The sequence below is a fragment of the Enterococcus sp. AZ091 genome (genome assembly GCF_051714805.1).
In the GTDB taxonomy this organism is placed as follows: domain Bacteria; phylum Bacillota; class Bacilli; order Lactobacillales; family Enterococcaceae; genus Enterococcus_D; species Enterococcus_D gallinarum.
The window spans coordinates 491,797-516,755 of record NZ_JBIOSO010000001.1 but is presented as its reverse complement, the minus strand read 5'-3'; the positions used below and the strand labels follow the sequence as shown (position 1 = coordinate 516,755).

The following is a 24,959-nucleotide window of genomic DNA, read 5'->3' as shown; positions in this document are numbered from 1 at the left end:
ACTCTCTCTTACTAACTTCTTTCATAGCTGGACTGAGTATCGTGTGTTTTTTATCAAGCAACTTTTCCAACAGCAATTACCTAACACAACAACTATACGTTTGTCTAAAATCCTAACAACTTTTTATTAGTAATACTTTACCAAAAGAATCTAATATAAAATAATCAATATTTTCACCGTACGATGAATTTTAAGTAAGGAAAAATGACTGGAAGCAAAAAAAAATAGGCACAACCTGGAAGTTACTACGTCTTGAGACTGATTTCCACAAATCGACTTGCAAAACTATACTATGTTTTATATAGTATTATGTATAAGGTGGTGTAGTCATTGGATAGTCAACTGAAAAAAGGGATTATCGAATTCTGTGTGTTAGCTTTTTTACAAAGAGGAGACTCTTATGGATATGAAATCGTTAAAAATATTTCTCCTCTATTGCCAATCTCTGAATCAACTTTATACCCTATCTTGAAACGCTTAGAGGCAAATAAAAAAGTTTCGACTTATTCAAAAGAACATAATGGCCGGCTGAGAAAATATTATCAAATCACTGCTCATGGTCAAAATAGTATCCATGAATTTTTGACTATTGATTGGCCTCATTTAGAAAAAATTCATCATTATATTAAAGGAGACAACTGACATGGATCGCATAACATTTATTAAAAGTTTAGCAGCTGAATTAGCCTATAAGACCAAACCAAGTGAGATTCATCATCTTATTGATTATTATGATGAAATGATCCAAGATTTGATGGAAGAGGGACTCTCTGAAGTTGAAGCTGTAGCCAGATTAGGGACTCCTCAAAGTATTGCTCAAAGTGCATTAGGTGCCGAAGAAATTGTCGTAAAAGTTCCTCGGCGTTTTCATCCATTCTTATTAGTGATAATTTTTCTAGGATTTCCTCTATGGGGAAGCTTACTGTTAACCGTTCTATTGTTGATGCTTAGTGGTTTGATAGTTATTTGGTGCCTTCCATTCAGTACAAGTGTTATTGGCATAACTTCACTGATTGGCGGCATTGCAAGTGTTGTTTTAAGCCCTTTACTACTATCTCAAGGTCTTCACTTTTCTATCACCCAGCTAGGTCTAGGCGTCACGATGTTCGGAATAGGGTTAGTATGTATGATTTTTACTTATATGCTTAGTAAACCCATCTTAGGTTGGACGCAACAGTTTATTCATTTGCCTAAAGCGTTATACAAAAACTTTCAAAAGCAGGTGGTAAGATGATCAAAATAAATAAACGTTTGCTACTAATGATAGGCGGGGCATTCATTTTTCTAGGGCTATTCATTTGTTTTTTAGGGTATGCATCATCAGGGTTTTCTCCTGAAGCATACATCGTATCTGACCGTCCTTGGTACCAACTTTTCAATTTTTTTACAGATTAAAATATGTTCAAAGCAATGATTTCACCGAGCAATGAAATTGTTGAACTATACTTTTCTTCCTATGCATACTATTATGTAAGTACATCCTGTATCCTATTTTATAGGGTAAACAAGAAACGCCATACCATCCTATGGTGTTTTTTGTTTGTTATTTAACAAATATATTTAGATAAAAAGCCACTTCTGAGTTCAACCTCAGAAGTGGCCCTTTGTATAAATTCTATTGAGTTTCTTGTACCGTACCTATGGGAAATAATTTTCTAAATAATCGTCGTACAATTGGTCCGGCAATCAATAATTGTAACGGTAAAGCAACAACTACATTCTTACCAATATTAGATAACCATGTCATTAATAGTCCTTGATTTACATTCGGATGCATTACAGCACCAAAAAGTGACATAAAGAAAACCATGCCAGCAATCATCATTGATGAGATTAGACCAATCTTTTTCCAAGCTGGGGTATCTTTTTCAATAAAACGGAAAGCAAATGCTTTCGCAGGACCTGAGACAATAAACCAATCTAAAATAAACGCAATACATATAGCAAATGGCAGTTCATTCCAAGCCAATTGAAAAGCTATTGCAGTAATTCCCACCTCATACATTAAATTGTAGACACTCATGAAGTACACCATAAAAAAACACATAAATGTCGTATAGATCAAACTTTCTTTTTTGTTAATCGGCATTTAAAACTTCCTTTCTTTTTTACATACTTGATTATTCTAACAAAATAAAAATTTTGGTGTAAGGATTTTTTTGAAAAGTTTCAAATAAAATTCAGTTTTATTTTTCAAACATTTCTATTGACTCTTCAAAAAGAAGTCAGTACAATAGCTTTTAGATTAAATCGTACAGATAACAAGCAGTAATGCTTGTCGAGAGAGAGGCGGTTTCTATTTATTTAGAAACTGGCTCTTTTTTTATGAATTTTTTTTGAGGTGATAATATGGAGAAAAAAATAAAATTGTTAGGCGCTATTATAGCAACCGGTATTATGTCATTTGCTGGGGTATTGATCGAAACAGCTATGAATGTAACATTTCCGACTTTGATTAATCAATTCAATCTTTCTACTTCAAATGTGCAATGGGTTACAACAATCTATTTGCTAGTGATATCGATCATCGTACCAATTTCTACTTTTCTGTTGAAACAATTTCAAATTCGAACATTATTTTTGGCTGCCAACGGGCTGTTTTTAGCAGGATTACTGATTGATTTCCTTTCCCCTTCCTTTGCTATCCTATTACTTGGCCGTTTACTTCAAGGGGCAAGTACAGGAATTGCTTTACCGTTGATGTTTCATATCATCCTTACGTACTCTCCTTTGGAAAAAAGAGGAACTATGATTGGAATCGGAAATTTAACTACTTCAATTGCACCGGCGATTGGTCCTACTTACGGAGGTTTATTGACTTCTCTCTTGAACTGGAACTACATTTTCCTCTTCTTAATACCCGTCTTATTGGTCTCATTGGTTTTAGGTCTTTATTCAATACCTAAAATTGCAATTGAAAAAACTGGTCGTCTGGATTTGTGGAGTGTTTTGGGTATCACTTTTATGTTTAGTGGCTTTTTACTTTTCTTAAACCAAATTGGTTCTCTTACGAGCATATTTCCATTAGCACTTGGTATTTTAGGTGCAGCTCTTTTCTATAAACGTTCCTTGCAATCTGAGCCTTTGATTCGCTTATCTGTATTCAAAAATCGTTCTTTCCGATTATTCTTATTCGGATTTCTTGTCTGTCAGTTTCTTTTACTTGGAATCTCATTTGTCTTGCCAAACTTTGTTCAAATAGTCCTTGGTCAGGACGCATTCACTGCTGGATTGGTTATGTTGCCTGGTGCGATTGTAGGTGCTGTTCTAGCTCCTCTTTCAGGCCGTATGTTGGATAGCATCGGACCTAAAAAACCGATTATGATTGGTCTTGTATTGATTACTTTTGGCTGGTTAGCGTTGGCCTTGCTATTGCACCTGACGTTTTTGTGGGCGTTTATTGCTGCCCATGTCTTTTATATGATCGGAATCGGTTGTTCGTATAGCAATATGATGACTATGGGGTTAAGTAAAATTGACCAACATTTGGCCGCCGATGGAAATGCCGTCTTCAACACACTGCAACAATTTTCTGGCGCTGTCGCAACAGCTTTAGTTGCGACAATGATCGACCTTGCTCAAAAAGTAAGTCCCGATTATATTTCCGGAACAATTTTAGGGTCACAAATCGCTTTATTCTTCCTATGGGTGCTAGTATTGCTAGTCGTATTTCTAACTTTGCGCTACTTTTATAAAGAACGTGTACGCCAAACAAAATAACCCTTTAAGAAAAATAAAACAAAAAAATACGGCTCATGAATGGAATGATAGCTTCCTTTCATGAGCCTACTCTTTTTTATTTAGCGGACTTCAGCAGCCCCTACTCGATCATGCGCGTGTACACTGCCGGTTTTGTTGATTGTCAGCTGATTGATCTTTTCAGCGTTCGTAAGAACCGTAACAACATCTGTTTTCTTTCCAGCTTTGGTAACAGCTTCTAGATCCATCTCAGCAATCAATGTATCTACTGTGACAGCATCACCTTCCGACACTTTGACAGTGAATGGTGCGCCTTTTAATTCAACGGTATCTAATCCCATATGAACTAAGACCTCTGCCCCACCAGGAGTCAAAATTCCAATTGCATGTTTTGTTTCAAAAATACTTGAAACCGTCCCTGCAACAGGAGCATAGATTTTTCCGTTACTTGGACGAACTGCATAGCCATCACCCATCATTTTTTGTGAAAAAACAGGGTCTTCCACTTCACCGATTGCAATGATTTGACCATCTGCCGGTGCATAAAGCATTTCCTCAGTTACAGTAGTTGCTGCATTCGCAGAAGAAGTCATTGGGTCTACTGTTGTCCCTGTATCAGTAACACCTGTGTCTGCAAGAGCCAGTTCTGGTTCCAATTTATTTAAGACACTAACTTTTCTAAATATAAAAGTAAAGATGAACGTTGCTACAATAGTCACACCCATCGAAAGGAAAACCATTGGGTAATCTTCAATTTGGAAAGATAAGAATCCTGGAAGTCCCCCGACACCAATACCTAGTGCTCTTGTATTTGTAGCAGTGATCAACATTCCGCCAAATGCAGAACCAACCATAGCTGCAAGAAATGGATAGACATATTTCAAATTAATCCCGAACATAGCAGGTTCTGTTACACCCATATATGCAGAGATTGTTGCAGGTACGGATACTTGTTCTTCTTTTTTATTCCCACGATGAAGGAACCAAATAGCTAATACTGCTGTACCTTGGGCAATATTTGATAGCATAATCATTGGCCAAAGATTTGTTGTGCCATAATCTGCTACTAATTGTGAATCAATTGCTAGCGTAGTATGATGTAAGCCTGTGATAACGAGCGGCGCATAAAGACCACCAAAAATAAAACCAAATAACCAGTTTAATGATGATGTTAAACCAGCATTTACTACCCAGGAGATTCCTGAACCAATTTGCCAGCCGATCGGACCTAAAACCATATGAGCTGCTAAAATAGTTGGTAACAATGAAAATAGAGGAACAAAAATCATAGAAACTGCTTCTGGAATCCATTTTCTAAAGAATCTTTCCAAATAAACCAATAGGAACCCGGCTAACATAGCTGGGATAACTTGAGCTTGATAGCCAATTTTGTCAATTGTGAAAAAACCAAAATCCCATGTATAATTTTGAGCGATCTCCGCAGCACTGGTTGAACTTACAGAATAAGCATTTAATAATTGCGGTGATACTAAAGTAATCCCCAAAACGATCCCCAAAATTTGTGTAGCTCCCATTTTACGAGCAATACTCCAAGTAATACCTACAGGTAAAAAGTGAAAGATTGCTTCACAGGGTAACCATAAAAATCCATTGACCCCATTCCAAAAAGTAGAGGATTGCGTAATTGTTTGTCCACCTAAAGCCTCGAGAGGTACACCTTCTAGAAAATTTCTTAAACCCAACATTAAACCACCGACAATAATTGCTGGTAATAATGGCGTAAAAATTTCTGCTAATGTGCCAATGGCGCGTTGAACAATATTTTGGTTATTTTTTGCAATCGCTTTACTTTGTTCTTTAGAAACTCCTTCAATCCCAGATACCGCTGTAAAATCATTGTAAAACGTTGGAACATCATTTCCGATAATCACTTGAAACTGCCCAGCATTTGTAAACATCCCTTTAACACTTGGAATATCTTCAATGGCTTTCTCGTTTGCTTTCGACTGATCATTCAGTACAAATCGCATCCGCGTCGCACAGTGAGTCACAGCTGCAATATTTTCTTTACCGCCTACATACTCCAGCAATTTCTCAGCATCATCCCGATACTTCCCCATAATAATAAACCCCTTCCATTTAAACTTGTATATATATGTTTTTATTTCATGCTAATCATAACTTTATATTTACAATATTGCAAGCGTTTCATTCTATATTTTTTTCACTAAAAACATTTGTGAAAAATAATCATTCAGAACACGCTTTATTTTTATTGGTACAAAAGGATTTTTATTTAAAAAAATAAACTTTGAGCAAATAAAAAAAACAATTCAGTTTCATTTAACTTTACACAATAATTTTAAAAAACAGCTTTATTAAATTGAAAAAGCTTACAATATCGGTTATAATCATTTTGCATGTATAGACAAGTAGAAAGGGGAGAATACTGTGAACAAAATTGAGATCACTAATGATCAATGGCTATTGGCCGACCACATGGGTGATATATTCACGTTTACAGGGACCACCAATGAACGAATAGCAGCATTAAAGAAACAATTGGAAAAGAATCAAGAGGGAGGAATCCTTTCCGACTCATTCGTCTTTACTAACGAAGAAGGAACCTTTTCATTAGATCAATGGTTAACCGAAAAATTAAATCGAGCGTTTGTATGTGGAACTGAAGAAAGCTTTGAAGAGAAGCGTTTGGAGATTCCTTGGCAATTAGAATATTATGGCTATGCTCCTGGCAAAGATGAGTACTCCGTTGAATCACTATTGACAGTAGGAAATGGCTTTATAGGGTTGCGTGGTACCACACCAGAAATGGAGATTTCCGATGCCAATTATCCTGGGCTTTATTTAGCAAGTCTCTATAATACGGCGGAGTCAGAGGTGTCTGATCGTACCATTACAAATGAGGACTTCGTCAATGCACCAAATCTGCAAAAAATTTATTTAGTCATTGACAACGAAAAAATCGATATCGCAAAAAATACACTTTTATCTTTTAAGCGTCAATTAAATTTAAAAACTGGATTATTTACCTCCTTCGCTGAAATCGAAACACAAACTAAAAAGCAATTACGAATTGAAACACAAAAAATTGTTAATATGGAAAATAGTCATCACTACTCCATCCTTTACCGCTTTACTCCACTTAATTTTACCGGAGAAATCGACGTGATAAGTGAAGCAGATGGTTCAGTCTATAATTATAATGTCGCACGCTATCGAAGCTTGACAAACAAGCACTTGACCATTCAAACAACGGAGTATTTTAAGAGCAAAGCTCTGCTCATTGCCCGTACAAATCAGTCTGACATTACGGTTTGCCAAGCATCACAATTATTTTCTGATGACTTTTCTCTTGAAACATTAAAATCAGAAAAAACGGCAGAAAAAGTAATTCAAAAATTAACAATTTCTGCGGAGAAAAATAGAACTTATACTTTAGAAAAATCAGTTACTGTTGCTAAATATCAAATGGGAGAACAAACAACTACTAGCAAGCTGGCACTTCTTTCACTACCACGGTTTAAAGAAATGTATGCTGAATCCAAAGAAGCTTGGCGCAAACTATGGGAGAATGCAGCCATTACCATTGATGGGGATCTCATGTCACAAAAAATGCTGAATCTTCACACATACCATCTATTAGTGTCAGCAGCACCCAACGCCTATGAGCAATCTCTTGATGCTAGTATCACAGCCCGTGGTCTCCATGGTGAGGCTTACCGTGGACATATTTTTTGGGATGAATTATTCATCTTACCTTTTTATATTCTTCATTTTCCTAAAACCGCCAGAGAGATCTTGCTTTACCGCTATCAGCGCTTAACGGCAGCCAAAAAAGCAGCCAAAGAAGCCGGATACCAAGGCGCAATGTTTCCATGGCAATCTGGTTTAGATGGAACAGAACAGTCACAAGAACTTCATTTGAATCCTATCAGTGGTGAGTGGAAAGAAGACCATAGCCGATTGCAACGTCACGTTTCTTTAGCGATTGCCTATAATGTATGGCAGTACTGGCATAACGTTCGTGACCGATCTTTTATGGAGCAATACGGTTTAGAATTAATTTTAGAAATTGCTCATTTTTGGCAGAGTGCTGCTACTTTGGATTCTGTCACAGGCCGTTACTCAATCGAAGGTGTCATGGGACCAGATGAATTTCATGAAAGCTATCCCAACAGTCAAAAAGGTGGGTTGAAAAATAATGCATATACCAATATGATGGTAGTGTGGTTGTTTGAAGAAGTGGAAAAATTACGCAACCAACTTTCACCAGAAATCTTTCAAAGTGTAGCAGCTAAAGTGCAGCTTTCAGAGGACAATTTCTCACAAATGTCCGATATTCGTAAAAATTTAAGTTTAGAAATTAATCCCGAAGGAATTATTGCACAATTTGAAGGCTATTTTGATTTAAAAGACTTAGACTGGGATCATTATAGAGAAAAATATGGGAACATTTATCGTATGGATCGTATTTTAAATGCTGAAGGAAAAAGCGCCGATGCATACAAAGTTGCCAAACAAGCTGACAGCCTAATGATTTTTTACAATTTTTCAACAGCGCAAGTGCATCAAATCTTAGATGATCTTACTTACCGCTTACCCGAAGATTATGTAGAAAAAAACTTGCATTATTATTTGACCAGAACTTCTCATGGCTCTACACTCTCTCGAGTTGTACATTCTCAATTGGCAGCAATGGTTGATCAGCAAGATCTCGCTTGGTCTTTATATCAAGAGGCTCTCTATTCAGATTACCGCGATATTCAAGGAGGAACCACTGCTGAAGGAATTCATGCGGGTGTAATGGCGGCAACTCTCTATATTCCGCTAACGACATTTGCGGGAATCGATTTTCGGGAAGATGTGATGCGTATTGATCCAAATCTGCCTAAGCAATGGCAAAATATTCAATTTAATATTCAAGTCAGAGGTATTAATTATCACTTTAATGTTACACATGAAACATTGACAGTTGTAGCTGACCAAAATACAACGATCATTCTTTCTGGCGCTACTCATGAATTAAAAGCCAATAAAGAACAATCTATCAACTATTAAAGGAGAGTAACATAATGAAAAAAGGGTTTGTTTTTGATTTAGATGGTGTGATTACAGACACAGCCAAATATCACTATATCGCATGGAAAGAACTAGCCGCTGAAATCGGTATTGAAATCGACTTAAAATTCAACGAACAACTAAAAGGGATTAGTCGTATGGATTCCTTAGAGCGTATTTTAACCTTAGGAAATAAAAATGATGCTTATAGTTCAGAAGAAAAAGAGGCTTTAGCAAGCAAAAAAAACACTCACTATGTTCAATTACTTCAAAGTCTGACTCCGGATGACCTTCTTCCGGGTGTCAAAACTTTTCTAGAAGAAGCAAAACACAAGGGGATTCCTTGTGCTATCGCATCGGCATCTAAAAATGCGCCATTTATTTTAGATAAATTGGGTGTCATGCAGGATTTTGATGTAATCGTTGACCCAGCCACACTTTCTAAAGGTAAACCAGATCCAGAAATCTTTATCCAAGCTGCAAAAGGGCTGAACATTAAACCTAGTGATACAGTTGGTTTTGAAGATGCCCAAGCAGGTATTGATGGCATTAAGGCAGCTGGCATGTATGCAGTTGGTGTCTATTCTGGTGAAGAACTGCATGGAGCTGACACAATCGTCGAAAAACTGACGGATCTTTCAATTGATGAATTATTGGCCAAATAGCCGATTGCTTTTCAAAAATGCCCTCGCTATAATAGGCAAGAGGAGGCAATCCCATGAATAAATTCAAAGAGATATTTTTGGATCTTGAACAAAAGATACTGTCAAACGAATACCCGCCACACTCTCTTTTACCTAGTGAGAACCAATTAATCAAAATGTACAGTGTTTCTCGTGAAACGGTTCGAAAAGCCTTGAATCTTTTAAAAAATGCTGGCTACATTCAAAAAAAACAAGGAAAAGGTTCAATCGTTTTAGATCTGAATCGTTTTGACTTTCCTATTTCTGGTCTAACTAGTTTTAAAGAATTACAAGATACTCAACGTATTCCTAGTGAAACAAAAGTAGTTGAAATTCGTAAGATCGCCGTTTCACCAAAATTACATGGTATTACTGATTGGCCAGTTGCTTCTGAAGCTTGGAAATTGGTACGTCAAAGAAAGATTGATGGTGAAGTTGTCATTCTAGATAAAGATTATTTAGATGCTTCGATTATTGAAGAATTGCCTGAACGTCGAGCACAAGACTCGATCTATGATTACTTTGAAAATGATCTTGGACTTGAAATTGCCTATGCACAAAAAGAAATTACCGTGGATCCAGTCAATAAAGAATTAAGAGATTTAATGGACCTTCATCCTGATGATCAACATGTTGTTACTGTACGTAGTTTGGTTTATCTTGAAGACACACGCTGTTTTGAATACACTGAATCGATACATCGCTTAGATAAGTTTCGATTTGTAGACTTTGCGCGCAGAAGAAAAATCTAACCTCTCTTAAGTACTAGGCGGCTTTGATTAATTTTAATCCTGCTAACGAGGGCTAAACTATTTGATAAAAAAGAACCTTGGCTTTAAAAGCCAAGGTTCTTTTTTATGCTATTTAGCGTAATCAGTTGCTCGCGTTTCACGAATAACCGTTACTTTGATATGTCCTGGATAATCAAGATCATCTTCAATTTTTTTACGGATATCACGTACTAGACGAACCGCATCTAAATCGGAGATCTCTTCTGGCTTAACCATAACTCGTACTTCTCGACCTGCTTGTACAGCAAAACTTGAATCTACACCTTTGAAGCCATTCGCAATATTTTCTAAGTTTTGTAAACGACGGATATAGTTTTCCAACGATTCGCTACGTGCACCTGGTCTAGCAGCGGATAAAGCATCTGCTGCAGCTACCAGCACAGAGATAACTGAAGTAGCTTCTACGTCTCCATGGTGGGATGCAATTGCGTTAATGACTACAGGATTTTCTTTATATTTGGCAGCAAGTTCAGCACCAATCTCAACGTGTGAGCCTTCAATTTCATGATCAAGTGCTTTCCCAATATCATGCAGCAGTCCAGCACGTTTTGCTAACTGAATGTCTTCACCTAATTCAGCAGCTAGAACACCCGAAAGTTTTGCCACTTCAATTGAGTGATTCAATACGTTTTGTCCATAACTGGTTCTAAAGCGTAAACGTCCCAATATCTTGATCAAATCAGGATGTAGGGTATGTGCACCGACTTCAAAGGCTGCTTGTTCCCCATATTCACGGATGTGTTCATCCATTTCTTTGCGGGATTTCTCAACCATCTCTTCAATACGTGCAGGATGGATCCTTCCATCTTGGATCAGTTTCTCTAATGTCATTCGTGCAATCTCTCGACGGATTGGATCGAATCCTGATAGTACAACTGCTTCTGGTGTGTCATCGATAATCAGATCAATACCGGTCAATGTTTCCAATGTCCGAATATTGCGTCCTTCTCGTCCAATGATTCGACCTTTCATCTCGTCATTTGGTAATGATACGACAGATACTGTTGTTTCTGATACTTGATCTGCAGCACAACGTTGAATTGCTAGTGACAATAAGTTTTTCGCTTTACGATCTGCTTCTTCTTTTGCACGTTGCTCTGATTCTTTTACCATAATCGTTAATTCATGATTCAATTCTTCTTCCGTTGATTTCATGATCAACTCTTTGGCTTCCTCTCTAGACAAAGCCGCAATACGCTCTAATTCTTGCTGTTGCCCATCGATTAGTTTTTCTACTTCTTTTTCTCGCTCGTCAATTAATTGTTGTTTCTCACTAAGTCTGTTTTCTTTTTCTTCCAGTGAGTGCTCTCGTTTTTCCAAAGAATCATCTTTGCGATCAAGTACTTGTTCTCTTTGGAGCAAGCGATTTTCTTGTGATTTTAAATCAAGTTTGCTTTCTTTCAACTCACTTTCAATCTCTGACCGATAACGCTGATTTTCTTCCTTAGCTTCTAACAATGCTTCTTTTTTTAGAGTTTCTGCTTCTTTTTTAGCGCTTTCGATAATTCCAGTTGCAGAATTTTGCGCGCCATTGATCTCTTTTTCGTGACGAGATTTGGTCACAAAAACTCCTAATCCAAGACCGACAATTAAACCGATGATAGCGAGGAGAATGTAAAGTAGTTCCAATGAATCCACCTCCATACTATCTTTTACAATATTTTGTAGTTTTGATAAACAAATTAAAATAAATTATCAAGTTGCCTACTGCTATGTGGAAACCCACATAAGTTTATTCTAATGTTTGTACACAAGAGTGTCAACTTTAAATCCTATGTATATCACCTCATGTAGGTTTCATTTTAACGTGCAGTTTTTATGAGCAGATCTGTTATTACTGTACAAAAAAAGCCAAACACTTGAATGTTTGGCTTCTTCTTTATCGTTAAACGATCTTATTCGTCTAATGGTAGTTCTTCTTGCGCATCTTCTGTTTCAATGACCGTTTCTCCGGTACCAATGCCGTACGCATCGCGAACACGAGCAGAAACTTCCATCATCATTTCTTGATGTTCACGCATATAGTTTTTCGCGTTTTCCCGCCCCTGACCAATGCGATCTCCTTTATAAGCATACCAAGCACCGCTCTTATCAACAATGTCTTGCTCTACTGCCATATCAAGCAACTCTCCCTCTTGAGAGATTCCTTGTCCATACATCATGTCTACTTCAGCAACTTTAAAAGGTGGCGCTACTTTATTTTTGACAACTTTGATTTTTGTCCGGTTTCCGATAATGTCTGTCCCGGATTTTAATTGTTCTGCACGTCGTACCTCTAATCGAATCGTCGAATAGAATTTAAGCGCACGTCCACCAGGAGTTGTTTCAGGATTACCGAACATGATCCCAACTTTTTCACGAATTTGATTGATAAAAATCGCAATTGTTTTGGTCTTATTGATTGATCCAGATAATTTACGCAATGCTTGAGACATCAACCGGGCTTGAAGACCAACGTGGGTATCACCCATCTCACCATCGATCTCAGCTCTTGGTACCAAAGCGGCAACCGAGTCGATAACAACAATATCGACAGCTCCACTTGATACTAAAGCATCAGCGATCTCAAGACCTTGCTCACCTGTATCGGGCTGAGATAGCAGCAAATCATCGATATTTACACCCAATTTTTGTGCATATTGAGGATCTAATGCATGTTCTGCATCAATAAAGGCTGCTGTTCCGCCACCTTTTTGAACTTCAGCGATTGCGTGTAAAGCAACTGTCGTTTTACCAGAACTTTCTGGTCCATATACTTCAACAATACGTCCACGTGGATAACCACCCACACCTAAAGCAACATCCAAAGCCAATGAACCACTTGGAATCGTCGAAATTTGTTGATCGACTTTCTCACCAAGTTTCATAATGGCACCTTTACCATAGTTCTTTTCAATCTTTTTCAGTGCAGCATCTAAAGCTGCTTTACGATCATCTGCCAAACGGATAATCCCCCTTATTTTCTTCACTTTCGTGTGTCAATTACTATGTTAATAATAGTCCTTCTTTTAAAAAAATGCAAGAAAAAACGAACAAACATTCGCATTATCTTAACAATTCCTTACGTAATAGATCTAATCCTGCCATTACTGCACTATGACGAACGTATGCACGATCTCTGGAAAAATGATAGCACTTGCTTTTCACACCTTCATTGGTTGCTAAAGCAATCCAGACCGTTCCTGGGCGTTGATTCTCAAGCTCATCTGGTCCAGCTACCCCGGTAAAAGAAAGGGCGTAATCCGCTTTTTCTTTGGCTTGGGCAGCAAGCGCCATCGCTTCTGCACATTCCTTGCTGACAGTTCCATAAGCTGTTAGCAAGTCTTCATTGATTCCTAGCATCTTACTTTTTGTCTCTTTAGCATAAGTCACATAACCACCAGAAAATACACGGGACACGCCTGAGATGTCTCCCAGCGTCGCTTGAAAGAGTCCCGCTGTCAAACTCTCCGCAGCCGTCACGGTTTTTTTCTTTTCTTTCAACATATCAACGACTACTTCAGCTAATGAAGTATGCTCTCCATATCCATAAAAATATTCGCCCACTCTTGCTTGGATTTGTTGTTCTAATTCATCTAGTTTGGCTTGTCCTGCCGATTCATCCGTAGTTTTCACCGTCAAACGCAAGGTTACTTCATTGGGTTTAGCATACGGTGCGACCGTTGGGTTCTTCTGAGAATCAATTAGATCGGCAAGTTCAGTTACTAGTGCGGATTCTCCAATTCCATAAAATCGCAATACTCGAGAAATCAACTGTTCTTCTGATGAAAACTCTGTCTGCAAAATTGGACGGGCTTGTTGGATAAACATAGGTTTCAGTTCACTTGGTGGTCCAGGCAACAGGAGATATGCCGCTGTAGCTGTTCGGTAGAAGATACCGATTGCTAACCCAGTTGCATTAGGTAACGCTGTACCATCTTTGAATACCAACGTCTGCCTCAAATTATTTTCTGTCATAAAACGCTGACCATTTTTGAAAAAGGTCAGCATTTGCTCATACCCTGCTTCGTCACGAACGAGCTCTTGACCGACATGCTGTGCAACGATTTGTTTGGTTAAATCATCTTCTGTAGGTCCGAGACCACCGCAAAATACGATCAAGTCACTGCGATTCTCGGCAAGTGTTACTAGCTCTTCCAAACGCTTTGGATTGTCCCCTACAACACTATGATAGTAAACTTCGATTCCTAAACTAGCTAATTCTTCTGATAAGAAAGTTGCATTGGTATTCACCACCTGTCCCAAAAGCAATTCGGTCCCTACTGCAATAATCTCTGCCTTCATTTCATTACTCCTTCATTATCAACTACGTTGTAATTGATTTTTTTTACAAAAAAAGTTCAGAATTCCTCTGAACTTTTAGAAATTACATTGAACCTTTAAAAACACTGGCATTTTTAATGAAATAATCGATTCCAGAATAAATTGTAAAGATCAAACATACATACAACATGATTTGATCCAATGGAATGCCTATGAGTGAAAAAGGAAGATTGTTAATAAATAAGAAAACAATGGCAACCATTTGTGTTGCTGTTTTGATTTTACCAGGCCAAGCAGCAGCAAGAACTTCACCATGATGCTCTACTAACAAGAGCCTTAAACCGGTGACTGCTAACTCTCGACAAATGATGATAGAGACTACCCAAGCTGGAGCCTTATCCAATTCGACTAACATAATAAATGCAGTCATTACCAGCATTTTGTCCGCTAAGGGATCGGCAAATTTCCCAAAATTGGTAACCAATCCTCTGGAACGAGCAATCTTACCATCCAGCCAATCCGTAATGCTTGCAGCAGCAAATAGAATGGCTGCTATCAGATGTGTTGTGAGTAAATCGACGCCTCCAACGTCCAATGTTCCTAAATCGATTGGCAACGCCAAAACTAAAATAAATATAGGAATCATTATGATGCGTAATACAGTTAATTGATTAGGTAAATTCAAAAAATTTGCTCCTCTCTGACAAATATTGTACGAAAAAAACGGAAACCATGCTACTACAGCACTTGCCATAGGAACAATGTTATCTTTCTAACTAATTAATCGTTCTTCTGATCAGTTTGTTTCTTGATACTCAATCGCTAAATGCACATTTTTTTGGAGCAATTTATACTGAGGATCATCGAAATCAATTTTTTGCCCGTTTGCCGCAATCTGGATATTTTGACTTGCACCAAGTACAATGGTTGCATTGGTTGCATTTTCTGGCAATGTCGTCGATTGGACTTCGCCCGCTTGTAAAGTATATTGGTAGACATACGCATTGTCTACAAGAATGCCTACCCAACACGAGGCATCTAATCCAGTTAACTCTAATTTAATTGGATTCGTCGCATCTTTAATTGAAATGCTGATATCTGATTGGGAAGATTCCCCTTTGGTCATAGTCATTTCTTTCTCACTAGATTCTGTGCTGCTAGAAGATTGAGTCTCTGACTCGCTCGTTTCTTTGCTTGCTGTCGATTCCACCGTGCTTGAGGTTGATGTATAGGCTGAATTCTCAACCACCGGTGCCGAACTACCTTGAATCATAGGGGTTGAATGTCTGTCTTGCCAAGCCATATACCCAACAATACAGATAATAGTGACTGCTACTAATCCTAATAAAATCATTGGTAAGTAGCGGGATAAAAACGTTCCGCCTTTTTCCTCTACATGCAAAGCTTTTCTCGATCCGCTTACGGTCTCAGGTTGAGGTCTTTTAGGCAGTGGTTCTGCCAATGTATCTTTTCCATCAAATACAGAAACTAACTTATCTCCGTCCTCACCTACAGCGGCGGCATATTGACGAATAAATGCACGAACATAAAAAGTTCCTGGTAATTGTTCAAAACGATCGGCTTCGATTGCCTCCAAATACCTTTTTTGAACTTTTGTCATTTGCTGTAATTCATCTAATGAAATATGTTTATCTAAACGGGCTTGCCGTAATTTTGCTCCAATCGTAGTTTCGTTGGCCACTCGATCATCTACTCCAGTCTTTACTATTCATTTTATGGAAGGCAAACACTTGGATCGGAAATCCACTTCGTTTCTCCTTGTCATCCTTGGATTGCTTAATTGATAGGTTGTTTATTAAATATAACATTTTTACTCTTGATTTTTCATCATAAATGAAAATTGTTCAATCAGTATCATTTAAAGAATACCATAAAAAAAATTGACTGAGGATAACATTCAAACAAGTCGCAAACAAAATTTAATACTTTTTGATCTCATTACTCATTCTTCTACAAAAACAAGAGCCATCTATCAGAAAATGCATAGACGGCATCTTACACAATGACGATTAATCAGTTAGTTTTAGTTGGTAGCAAGTAAAACCGACTGAATGCTTTTTGATCAATGAATACTTTAGCAGCAGATCGAACATCATTGAGCGTGATTGAACGTATAACATCTGGCAAATCAAAGAGTGTTGTTTCGCCAAATAAGCTTTGTGTAAATTGATTAGCAATAAATTCTAATGAATTGAGAGATTGAAAATATTTACCCAGCATTTTTTTCTTAAGTAACTCAAGATTCTTCTCGTTCATTTCAGGATCATTTTCATAGTTCAATAAAATTTCTTCAATCGCTTGAAGCATCTCTTCAGGGTTTTCTGCATCTCCAGAAAAATCAGCAAAGTAAAAACTTCGATCCAAACTTACTTCGAAACCAAACGTATCATCAATAATTCCTTGATCATACAACCTTAAGTAATTAGCTGAAGTATTACCTAAAAGTAATTGGAACAATAAATTCAAAGATTGTTTATATCGTAGCAACTCCCGACCTTCCGTCGGACGTTTCTCCATATTCCCTTTGATACCCAAAACACCTTTTGGTCGCGTAACGGGCATCCTCATAATACTTTCTGGAATAATTTCTTGAACGGTTTCTTCCGGAAATTGACGCTTAATTTCTTTTGCTGCAGAAAAAGTTTTTTCTGCCTGGTTTTCTCTGATCCAGTTCATTGTCTCTTCTGGATCGATGTTTCCAACTATGAACAAAGTCATATTGCTTGGGTGGTAGAATGTATGGTAGCACAGATAAAGATCTTCTGCTGTGATGGCTGCTATACTTTCAACAGTCCCAGCAATATCAATGTGAAGCGGATGCTTTGGATATAGATTCTTAATGACACCAAAAAATTGTTGCCAGTTAGGATCATCATCATACATCTGAATTTCTTGCCCAATGATCCCTTTCTCTTTCTCAACCGTTTCTTTCGTAAAATAAGGCATCTGTACAAAATCTAAAAGGGTTTCTAAATTTTTTTGAATTTGATTGGTAGCCGAAAAAAGATAACTCGTTTTTGTGAAGCTAGTAAATGCATTGGCTGATGCTCCATGTTGCCCAAATTTTTGAAAGACATCACCGTCTTCTTTTTCAAAAAGTTTATGCTCTAAGAAATGGGCAATACCATCTGGTACAGTATGCATCGTTTCATTCGCATAACCAAAATGATTATCGATAGAACCATAATCTGTACTAAAAAGACCGTATGTTTTATGAAACCCTTCTTTAGGTAATAAATAAACTGTTAATCCATTGGGTAATATCTCTTTATACAAGACTTCATTTATTTGATTATAATGTTTTTTATTCATGATCAAGCTCCTTATCTAAAAAGAATACGGCTTGAAGTTCGATCTTTTGAGCAATTTTTTGAACATCTGTGACCGATACCTCTTCCAAACGCTGTATAAATTGCTCTTCACTCATTTTAGTATTCGGTACCCACTGATTAAGATATTCTGTTTCAATCAAAGACTGTGGACTATCCAACGATAACAAAAACTGATTTTTAAGCATAGCTTTTGTCTGTGCCAATTCAGCCTCTGTAATTTCTCCTCTTTGTAAACTTTGAAGTTGTTGTTCAATCAAAGTAAAGACTTGATCCCGGTTACTGCCATCAATTCCTGTTTGAACAGATAAATAACCTCGAAATGTATCCACATTACTTGATGCATAGTAAGCTAAGCTCTCTTTTTCTCTAACATTCATAAATAGTTTTGAATGAGGAAATCCGCCAAATAATCCATTAAAAACCATGAGAGAGAAACGTTCCGGTTGATTATAATAAACACCCGTACGATAACCTAAGTTCAGTTTTGCCTGAGTCACAGGCTCTCTGACGATTTTCTCGCGGATAATATTTTCCAAATCTTGACGATAAAAAACAGAAAGATCTTTTTCAGGACGATTTTCAAAGGGGAGATCCTTCATAACTTCAATTACTTGATCTTCTTCGACATCCCCAATCACAAAAATATCTACAGCATCTTCTTTAATCATAGAACTATATGTTTCTGTTAGTTCTTTTGCCGTCACATCTTCCAAATCTTCAGGACGACCAAAACTTGGAAATTTTTGATTGTCACTTTTTGAAAAAAATAATTCTTGTAAGCTTAATGAAGCAAACGCCTGTTTATCCTCAGCAATACTTCTCATATAAGCAATCAAATTGCTTTTTTCGATCGTAAAATTTTTTGATTCAAATTCATCTTGAACAATATTTGGGAAAAAAAGCACTTCTTTCAAAAAAGAAACAGCTTGGGTAAATAGTTCTTCATCAGCAACATATTTTCCGTTGACGAACGACATTGCTGCATTGACTTGATGAAGATCCCCTTTTTTATTAACATTCATGCCAAAGCTTGCTCCATACAATTCTGCCAGTTGCGTACTAAAGGCTGTTTGAGTGGGATAACGCAAACTAGTTGTCTCTAATAAACTCGTCAATAATGTGCGTTTCGCAGCCGTTTCAGCCGCTAATTGCGAAGTAAATCGAATAAAAACACGGATTGTTTTATATTTTTTAGTCGGCAAAACCGTAAGTCGAACATTTTTTTTTAGTTCAATTGCCATAATGCACCTCTTATCCTCTCAAAAATCATCTCTTCAATTATAGCATAATGCAGAATTTTTCCAGAAAAATTACTCATTTTACGGGCGTATATTTTTATAAATCATCGTTTATTCGTTATACTAAGAATAAATTTAAAGGAGGTTTGTTTATGATCAAGGAATTTAAAGAATTTATTTTGCGCGGAAATGTGATTGACTTAGCTGTTGGGGTTGTCATCGGGAGTGCCTTCACAGCGATTGTCACCAGTTTGGTAGAAGGTCTTTTAACACCATTAGTTTCGCTGGTATTTTCATTTTTCGGCAGCGAAGATGCATTTTCAGGGCTTGTTTGGGAGCCTAAAAAAAATGTCGTCTTTAATTTCGGTCAAGTGATTACTGCAATTATTACATTCTTGATTACTGCTTTTGTTCTATTCTTAATCGTTAAAGCTGTGAATAAATTGCGCAATCTTCATCAAAAACCAGTTGAAGAAGAAGAACCAGAAGTTACTGCCGAAGACTATCTTCAAGAAATTCGTGACTTATTGAAAGTACAAACAGAATCCCGCACCAATATCACAACTAATGATATAAACCGTGATCCTTTTAACTAGATAGTTTTTTAGAATGATTCGAACAATAATGGATAGCTCTTGAAATCAGAAAAGCTCTGGCAAATACATGTCAGAGCAGAGAGTTATTCATGATTTGTTCATCTTTTTTTTTATAAGTAATGACTGCTTTTATTTCTCTTTTCTCATAACCACATGTAAAATTCCATCTTCATCAAAAGGATCGGAAACAGTGACAAAATTATATTTCCCGTAAAATTTCTGCAAATGCGCTTGAGCTTCGATTTCAATCGGAGCATTTGGATAGAAACGATTTAGTTGTTTGATGATTTCTTGTAGCAATTGATCCCCATGCCCTTGTCCACGGAACAGAGGATTTACTAAAACTCGACCAAAATGAACCGTACCTTCGATAAAATATATCCTTGCATAAGAAACAAGTTGTTGCTGTTCATCAAAAATACAAAGATGTTTAGCAATCAAATCAATTGCATCTACTTCTTGATAGGGGCAATTTTGTTCTACGACAAACACTTGAGTACGTAAAGCAGCGATTTGGTGAAATTCTAATCCGGTCATCTCATGCAACTCTTTTATCATAACAATCATTCTACTATCTCCTAACTAATCAATAATAAAAAATACAAAAAAAGAGCTAACATTTTGTCAGCCCTTTTCTGATCAAACAGCTTTTGTTAAAAATTCAATCTCAACCGTTCGAGTAAGAATATCCGAATAACTATAGGAAACACGTTCGAACGAATTTTCGTTTGGATCTAAATCCACGACAAACACAGAAGGGTATGTTTCTGTCAAAACACCACGGCGTTCCGTTTGACGTTTACGCCCAGTTTGAGCAACTAGCATGATTTCACTGCCTATACGACCTTCTAAATCTTTTTTGATTGTTGCTAAAGTTGTTGGCATCGCATTCACCTCAAGCAACAGTATACTATAATTTACAGAAAATTTCAAGTTTACCATAAAATAATTATTCTTTCAATAAGATTTTCTCTAAGGGTTCATAAGAAGCGCTCTCAATTTCTTTTTGCCGCGGTTGTAAGCGCTTTTAATTTGTTGCAGTGGAAGTTCTGTTTGTTCTGCAATTTGTTCAAGTTCTAATCCTTTCAAGTAATTCATTATAACGATTTGCTCTAACTTCGAAAATGGCGAATCGTATTTATTCATAGTTTCTTGAAGCATTAAATACTTCTCCGCTTTTTCAGTTTGTTCATTTTGATCGGAGAGAAAATTTGGTCCTTCATGAGAAATTTTTTCTTCAAGAGAAGAAGAATTTAATTGTGCTTTTCTTTTTTGTGCTTGTTGCAACCGTAATAAACTGCAGACGCGATTTTCAAACGAGCGTTTGAACAAAACTCCTAGTGTTGTTCCACGGTTTTCATCATAAGCTTGCAGACATTTGTTAAAAACAATACGGCCTTCTTGCATCCAATCATCTAAATCATAATCTTTGAGATAATATTTTTTGTACATAATCTCGACGATAGGGCGATACTTGAAAAACATTGCTTCAAATTCTTCTGAACTCCTACTGATTGATTCGTTTGATTTCATTTTGTTACGCTCCTTTTATGCTTAATTTTTGGTACAAAAAGAGCGTAACATATTCTTGTTCATTAGTTTCTCATTTAACGAACCATCTTTGTCCCTAACTCAAATCATGCAGTTTTTTTTCTAATTCAGCTAATTGTTCAGGCGTCCAAGGAGAGTTTCTGCGAAAATTTTCAAATTTGATGTCTGTTTGATGCTGATGGATTGCTTCTTCTGTTTTTTCAATACTTTTATAAAGCTCTCGAGCAGAAGTTCGCAACGCACCTTGAGAAAACACAACCCATTGTTCTGCTAAGTCACTCGTTGCAACTGTTACTTGAGTCAAACGGTCATTCAATTCTCCAGCGATGCGTTCGATATAGCTGTCAGCAGTTTCACCTTCTTCAGTAAAGATGACTTGTAACTGATATTTACTATAGCTTTGAGTAACACCGGGAACCAATTGCGCATCAAATACAACAATAATCTTTAATCCTTCGTATTTTGAATAATTGGATAATCGATGCAATAACGCCTCTCTTGCATCTTCTAAACGATCTTGGTTTTTTAATAAGACTAATTCAGGCCAAGCACCAATCATATTATAGCCATCGACGATTAGCAGGGGCGTTTTCATTGCGGCGCCCCATTTCGACTAGTAAAAGCTTGATACATTAATAACCCAGCTGCCACACTAGCATTCAAACTTTGTACATGACCAGTCATCGGAATAGTCAACATCTCATCAACATCTTTTTTCAATCCTTCACTCATTCCTCGACCTTCATTGCCGATAATCAATCCCGCTGCCCCTTGAGCATTCCACAAACGGTAATCAGTTCCTTTCATATCCGTTCCAAAAATCCAAAAACCAGCTTGTTTTAGTTGTTGAATCGCTTGGCTTAAATTGGTGACACGAGCAATCGGAATATGTTCTACAGCACCAGTAGAAGTCTTCACGACTACAGGAGTGATTCCTACTGCACGGTGTTTCGGAATAATGATTCCGTCTACCCCACTAGCATCCGCTGTTCTCAGGATTGAACCAAAATTATGTGGATCCTCTAAATTGTCTAAAATCAAATAGAATGACTGCTCTTTTGTTTGTGCCAATAATTCATCCAGAGATAGGTATTCATAAGGGGTGATCGCTAAAATCACACTTTGATGGACGCCTTGATTGCTCATTTGATCGAGCTTTTGTTTTGGCACCCACTTGACTGGGACAGACTGTGCGCGAGCAGCTTCTTTTAACCCATCGATTTTTTCCCCTCTGGCATCCTCTGCCATAAATAATTTATTCCCGCGTCCTTCTTTCAACGCTTCAATTACCGCATGATAACCGAATACAAAATTCTCATCTATCAATTCAGTTGTTTCTTCACGAAAATTCTTTCTAGTGTGCTGTTTATTTTTTACCGTGTTTTGACGCGACGGTTTTCTTTGTTTCTTTTCCCTCATCTTCTTCCCCTACTTTCTTGATACACCAAGCTACGAGCGTGTCTAAACGATCCTGTTGCTTTGTTAAGTGTAGATACCCAATTAAGGATTCAAAGCCTGTAGCAATGCGATAGGTGGTTACATCAGCATTTTTTGCACTGGTATGGCTTTTACTATTTCGTCCACGACGGTAAAAATCATATTCTTCTTCAGTCATTATTTCTTCATCAAGCATCTTTTGGATCAATGCCGCCTGAGCTTTTGCTGATACATAGTGTGTCGCCATATGATGAAGCTGATTAGGTCTTGTTTGTCCTTGTTCAATCAAATAGTCCCGAATGTATACTTCATAGACCGCGTCCCCAATATAGGCTAACGCTAGTCCGTTCAACTGTTTGTAATCTCTCATGCGTCTCTTCTCCACCGGGTACCTTGCGCTGTGTCTTCCAAGATAATCCCTTTTTCTTTTAGCACATCCCGGATTTCATCGCTTCGGGCAAAATCTCTTGCTTGTCTTGCTTGGATACGTTCTTCGATTAGTTGTTCGATCTCTTCATCTAAAAGTTCCTCACCCACAAAGTAAATCCCAAAGATGGCTAGCCATTCCTTGAATTTTTCAACTGCAGCAGTCAATAATTCTATATCGATTGAAGCACTTTCGCTGTAAGTGTTCAACCATTTTGCAAGTTCATATACTACTGTGATACCATTTGCTGCATTAAAATCGTCATCCATTTCTTGTACAAAACGCTGTTCAAATTCTGCTAAGATGGCATGGTCGGTTCCTTCTGGGGATCCTTCTTTACTATTTTGCAAACGAAATTGTGCATTTTCTAAGGCTGTTCTCAATTTTTGCAGATTTGTTTCTGCCTCTTTCAATGTCGTTTCACTGTATTTGATTGGACGCCGATATTGGGTAGTAGCCAAAAAGAAGCGCAAAACTTGAGGATCAATTTTTTGAACCATTTCATGGACAGTAACGAAATTGCCCAAAGATTTACTCATTTTTTCTTCTTCTTCACCAATCGTGACATAACCATTGTGCATCCAATAATTAGCAAACGTCTTACCCGTTTTCGCTTCACTCTGTGCAATTTCATTTTCATGATGAGGGAAAGTCAGGTCCTGTCCACCTCCATGAATATCTATTGTTTCTCCTAAATGTTTGGTTGCCATAACGGAGCACTCGATGTGCCAACCGGGACGTCCTAGTCCCCATGGTGAATCCCAAGCGATTTCGTTTTCCTTAGCCGCTTTCCACAAAGCAAAATCTAACGGATCTTCTTTGATCTTTTGTTCTTCACCCGTTCGTTGACTGGCCCCAACTTCTAATTCATCAATTGATTGATCACTTAACTGACCATAGTGCTTGAATTTACGTGTACGGTAATACACATCATTATTTGCCATATAGGCGTATCCTTTATCTACTAATACTTGAATAAACGCAATAATGTCTTCGATGTGATCCATTACTCGCGGATTTAATGTAGCTGGTTGAACATTTAAAGCCGCAGTATCTTTATTGAATGCTTCGATAAAACGATCTGCTATTTCTGGAGCAGAAGTTTTCAATTCTTTGGCGGTCCGAATAATTTTGTCGTCAACATCGGTGAAGTTCATTACGTAATCGACTTCATACCCTCTATATTCTAAGTATCTGCGAATCGTGTCAAAAGATACTACACTACGTCCGTTGCCGACGTGGATATAATTGTAAACTGTTGGCCCGCAAACATACATTTTCACCCTACCTTGTTCGAGAGGTTGGAAAACTTCTTTTTTACGTGTTAACGTATTATAAATTTTGATCATCTTGGCTAACCTTCTTTCCTTTGATTCTTACGACTTTGGCTGGTATTCCTACAGCAGTCGCTTCATTTGGGATATCACTAAGAACCACTGCACTAGCACCGATTCTGGCGCTTTCCCCTATTGTGACAGGGCCAAGAATTTGTGCATGAGCTGAAATGAATGCCCCTTTTTTTATGGTCGGGTGGCGTTTCCCTTTTTCTTTACCTGTCCCGCCTAGTGTTACACCGTGAAATAATACGACGTCATCTTCAATAATAGCTGTTTCTCCAATTACAACACCCATCCCGTGATCGATAAATACCCCTTCGCCAATCTGAGCACCAGGATGAATCTCGATGCCTGTCAGAAAACGCCAAAACTGGGATGTGAGTCTAGCTAGAAGAAAGAGTTTTTTTTGAAATAAAAAATGCGACCAGCGATGCCAAAACAATGCGTGAAAGCCCGGATAAGACAATACGATTTCCAGCGTTGATCGAGCTGAAGGGTCATTTTTTTTCGCTGCTGCAATTGCTTTTTGGGTCCAAGTCATCTT

Annotated in this window: 24 protein-coding genes; 7 read left to right on the top strand and 17 right to left on the bottom strand. The window is 37.5% G+C overall.

Features of this window, described 5'->3' with window-relative positions:
• The first annotated feature begins 330 nt into the window (after window positions 1-330).
• The gene (locus tag IGJ28_RS02685; RefSeq protein ID WP_003128996.1) at window positions 331-642 is read left to right on the top strand and encodes a PadR family transcriptional regulator; all 312 of its coding nucleotides are present in this window, start codon (window positions 331-333) and stop codon (window positions 640-642) included.
• A 1-nt stretch (window position 643) separates the two neighbouring features.
• A complete protein-coding gene (locus IGJ28_RS02680; protein ID WP_005473031.1) occupies window positions 644-1,234 on the top strand; it encodes a DUF1700 domain-containing protein in 591 nt (196 codons plus the stop codon).
• A 381-nt stretch (window positions 1,235-1,615) separates the two neighbouring features.
• Here the strand turns inward: IGJ28_RS02680 and IGJ28_RS02675 are convergent, their stop codons facing one another.
• Window positions 1,616-2,089, bottom strand: coding sequence for a DUF2798 domain-containing protein (locus IGJ28_RS02675; RefSeq protein WP_103300712.1), 474 nt, complete (start codon window positions 2,087-2,089; stop codon window positions 1,616-1,618).
• Between the two features lie 260 nt (window positions 2,090-2,349).
• On the opposite strand from IGJ28_RS02675, the gene IGJ28_RS02670 reads away from it, so the two are divergent.
• Window positions 2,350-3,720, top strand: coding sequence for an MFS transporter (locus IGJ28_RS02670; RefSeq protein ID WP_029487350.1), 1,371 nt, complete (start codon window positions 2,350-2,352; stop codon window positions 3,718-3,720).
• Between the two features lie 80 nt (window positions 3,721-3,800).
• On the opposite strand, the gene treP is transcribed toward IGJ28_RS02670, so the two are convergent.
• Entirely contained in the window at window positions 3,801-5,780 is a 1,980-nt protein-coding gene (gene treP, locus IGJ28_RS02665; RefSeq protein WP_438845114.1) for a PTS system trehalose-specific EIIBC component, read from the bottom strand.
• A gap of 331 nt (window positions 5,781-6,111) precedes the next feature.
• Here treP and IGJ28_RS02660 point away from each other — a divergent pair, with 331 nt between their 5' ends.
• The 3 genes from IGJ28_RS02660 to treR are packed head-to-tail and all read left to right on the top strand — an operon-like array spanning window position 6,112 to window position 10,174.
• Complete coding sequence (locus tag IGJ28_RS02660) at window positions 6,112-8,739, top strand: glycoside hydrolase family 65 protein (protein ID WP_438845113.1); 2,628 nt, start codon at window positions 6,112-6,114, stop codon at window positions 8,737-8,739.
• A 14-nt stretch (window positions 8,740-8,753) separates the two neighbouring features.
• Window positions 8,754-9,404 carry a beta-phosphoglucomutase gene (gene pgmB, locus IGJ28_RS02655; RefSeq protein WP_438845112.1) on the top strand — a complete coding sequence of 217 codons (651 nt, stop codon included), beginning with the start codon at window positions 8,754-8,756 and terminating at the stop codon, window positions 9,402-9,404.
• Between the two features lie 53 nt (window positions 9,405-9,457).
• On the top strand, window positions 9,458-10,174 hold the full coding sequence (treR, locus tag IGJ28_RS02650) for a trehalose operon repressor (RefSeq protein ID WP_003128986.1): 717 nt from the start codon (window positions 9,458-9,460) through the stop codon (window positions 10,172-10,174).
• Window positions 10,175-10,282: 108 nt separating this feature from the next.
• Here the strand turns inward: treR and rny are convergent, their stop codons facing one another.
• The 7 genes from rny to yfmF all read right to left on the bottom strand — a co-directional run bounded on the left by rny (window position 10,283) and on the right by yfmF (window position 19,070).
• A complete protein-coding gene (rny, locus tag IGJ28_RS02645; RefSeq protein WP_029487351.1) occupies window positions 10,283-11,857 on the bottom strand; it encodes a ribonuclease Y in 1,575 nt (524 codons plus the stop codon).
• A 251-nt stretch (window positions 11,858-12,108) separates the two neighbouring features.
• On the bottom strand, window positions 12,109-13,155 hold the full coding sequence (recA, locus tag IGJ28_RS02640) for a recombinase RecA (RefSeq protein ID WP_003128984.1): 1,047 nt from the start codon (window positions 13,153-13,155) through the stop codon (window positions 12,109-12,111).
• A gap of 103 nt (window positions 13,156-13,258) precedes the next feature.
• Window positions 13,259-14,497, bottom strand: a complete 1,239-nt coding sequence (locus IGJ28_RS02635; protein WP_003128983.1) for a competence/damage-inducible protein A — start codon at window positions 14,495-14,497, stop codon at window positions 13,259-13,261.
• 82 nt (window positions 14,498-14,579) lie between these two features.
• On the bottom strand, window positions 14,580-15,161 hold the full coding sequence (gene pgsA, locus IGJ28_RS02630; RefSeq protein ID WP_156248273.1) for a CDP-diacylglycerol--glycerol-3-phosphate 3-phosphatidyltransferase: 582 nt from the start codon (window positions 15,159-15,161) through the stop codon (window positions 14,580-14,582).
• Between the two features lie 111 nt (window positions 15,162-15,272).
• The gene (locus IGJ28_RS02625) at window positions 15,273-16,178 is read right to left on the bottom strand and encodes a helix-turn-helix domain-containing protein (protein ID WP_003128979.1); all 906 of its coding nucleotides are present in this window, start codon (window positions 16,176-16,178) and stop codon (window positions 15,273-15,275) included.
• A 332-nt stretch (window positions 16,179-16,510) separates the two neighbouring features.
• Complete coding sequence (yfmH, locus tag IGJ28_RS02620) at window positions 16,511-17,809, bottom strand: EF-P 5-aminopentanol modification-associated protein YfmH (RefSeq protein WP_438845111.1); 1,299 nt, start codon at window positions 17,807-17,809, stop codon at window positions 16,511-16,513.
• Window positions 17,802-19,070 (bottom strand): EF-P 5-aminopentanol modification-associated protein YfmF, encoded by a 1,269-nt coding sequence (gene yfmF, locus IGJ28_RS02615; protein ID WP_003128975.1) that lies wholly within the window; start codon window positions 19,068-19,070, stop codon window positions 17,802-17,804. Before yfmF ends, yfmH begins: the two co-directional genes overlap by 8 nt.
• A 149-nt stretch (window positions 19,071-19,219) precedes the next feature.
• Between yfmF and mscL the strand changes: the two genes are divergently transcribed.
• Complete coding sequence (gene mscL / locus IGJ28_RS02610; RefSeq protein ID WP_005473052.1) at window positions 19,220-19,663, top strand: large conductance mechanosensitive channel protein MscL; 444 nt, start codon at window positions 19,220-19,222, stop codon at window positions 19,661-19,663.
• Between the two features lie 129 nt (window positions 19,664-19,792).
• Here the strand turns inward: mscL and IGJ28_RS02605 are convergent, their stop codons facing one another.
• From IGJ28_RS02605 to epsC, 8 genes are all read right to left on the bottom strand, one after another.
• Entirely contained in the window at window positions 19,793-20,230 is a 438-nt protein-coding gene (locus tag IGJ28_RS02605; protein WP_003128973.1) for a GNAT family N-acetyltransferase, read from the bottom strand.
• A gap of 72 nt (window positions 20,231-20,302) precedes the next feature.
• Window positions 20,303-20,548, bottom strand: coding sequence for a Veg family protein (locus tag IGJ28_RS02600; RefSeq protein WP_003128972.1), 246 nt, complete (start codon window positions 20,546-20,548; stop codon window positions 20,303-20,305).
• Window positions 20,549-20,635: 87 nt separating this feature from the next.
• Window positions 20,636-21,196: a sigma-70 family RNA polymerase sigma factor gene (locus IGJ28_RS02595; RefSeq protein ID WP_003128971.1), complete on the bottom strand. Its 561-nt coding sequence runs from the start codon at window positions 21,194-21,196 to the stop codon at window positions 20,636-20,638.
• Window positions 21,197-21,290: 94 nt separating this feature from the next.
• Window positions 21,291-21,809 carry an NYN domain-containing protein gene (locus IGJ28_RS02590; RefSeq protein ID WP_005473058.1) on the bottom strand — a complete coding sequence of 173 codons (519 nt, stop codon included), beginning with the start codon at window positions 21,807-21,809 and terminating at the stop codon, window positions 21,291-21,293.
• Entirely contained in the window at window positions 21,806-22,633 is an 828-nt protein-coding gene (gene rlmB, locus IGJ28_RS02585; RefSeq protein ID WP_003129276.1) for a 23S rRNA (guanosine(2251)-2'-O)-methyltransferase RlmB, read from the bottom strand. The genes IGJ28_RS02590 and rlmB overlap by 4 nt, the downstream gene beginning before the upstream one ends.
• Window positions 22,581-23,021, bottom strand: coding sequence for a Mini-ribonuclease 3 (locus IGJ28_RS02580; protein ID WP_003129275.1), 441 nt, complete (start codon window positions 23,019-23,021; stop codon window positions 22,581-22,583). Before IGJ28_RS02580 ends, rlmB begins: the two co-directional genes overlap by 53 nt.
• Complete coding sequence (cysS, locus tag IGJ28_RS02575) at window positions 23,018-24,427, bottom strand: cysteine--tRNA ligase (RefSeq protein WP_103300717.1); 1,410 nt, start codon at window positions 24,425-24,427, stop codon at window positions 23,018-23,020. The genes IGJ28_RS02580 and cysS overlap by 4 nt, the downstream gene beginning before the upstream one ends.
• Window positions 24,411-24,956, bottom strand: coding sequence for a serine O-acetyltransferase EpsC (gene epsC, locus IGJ28_RS02570; RefSeq protein WP_003129273.1), 546 nt, complete (start codon window positions 24,954-24,956; stop codon window positions 24,411-24,413). Before epsC ends, cysS begins: the two co-directional genes overlap by 17 nt.
• Between the last annotated feature and the right edge of the window lie 3 nt (window positions 24,957-24,959).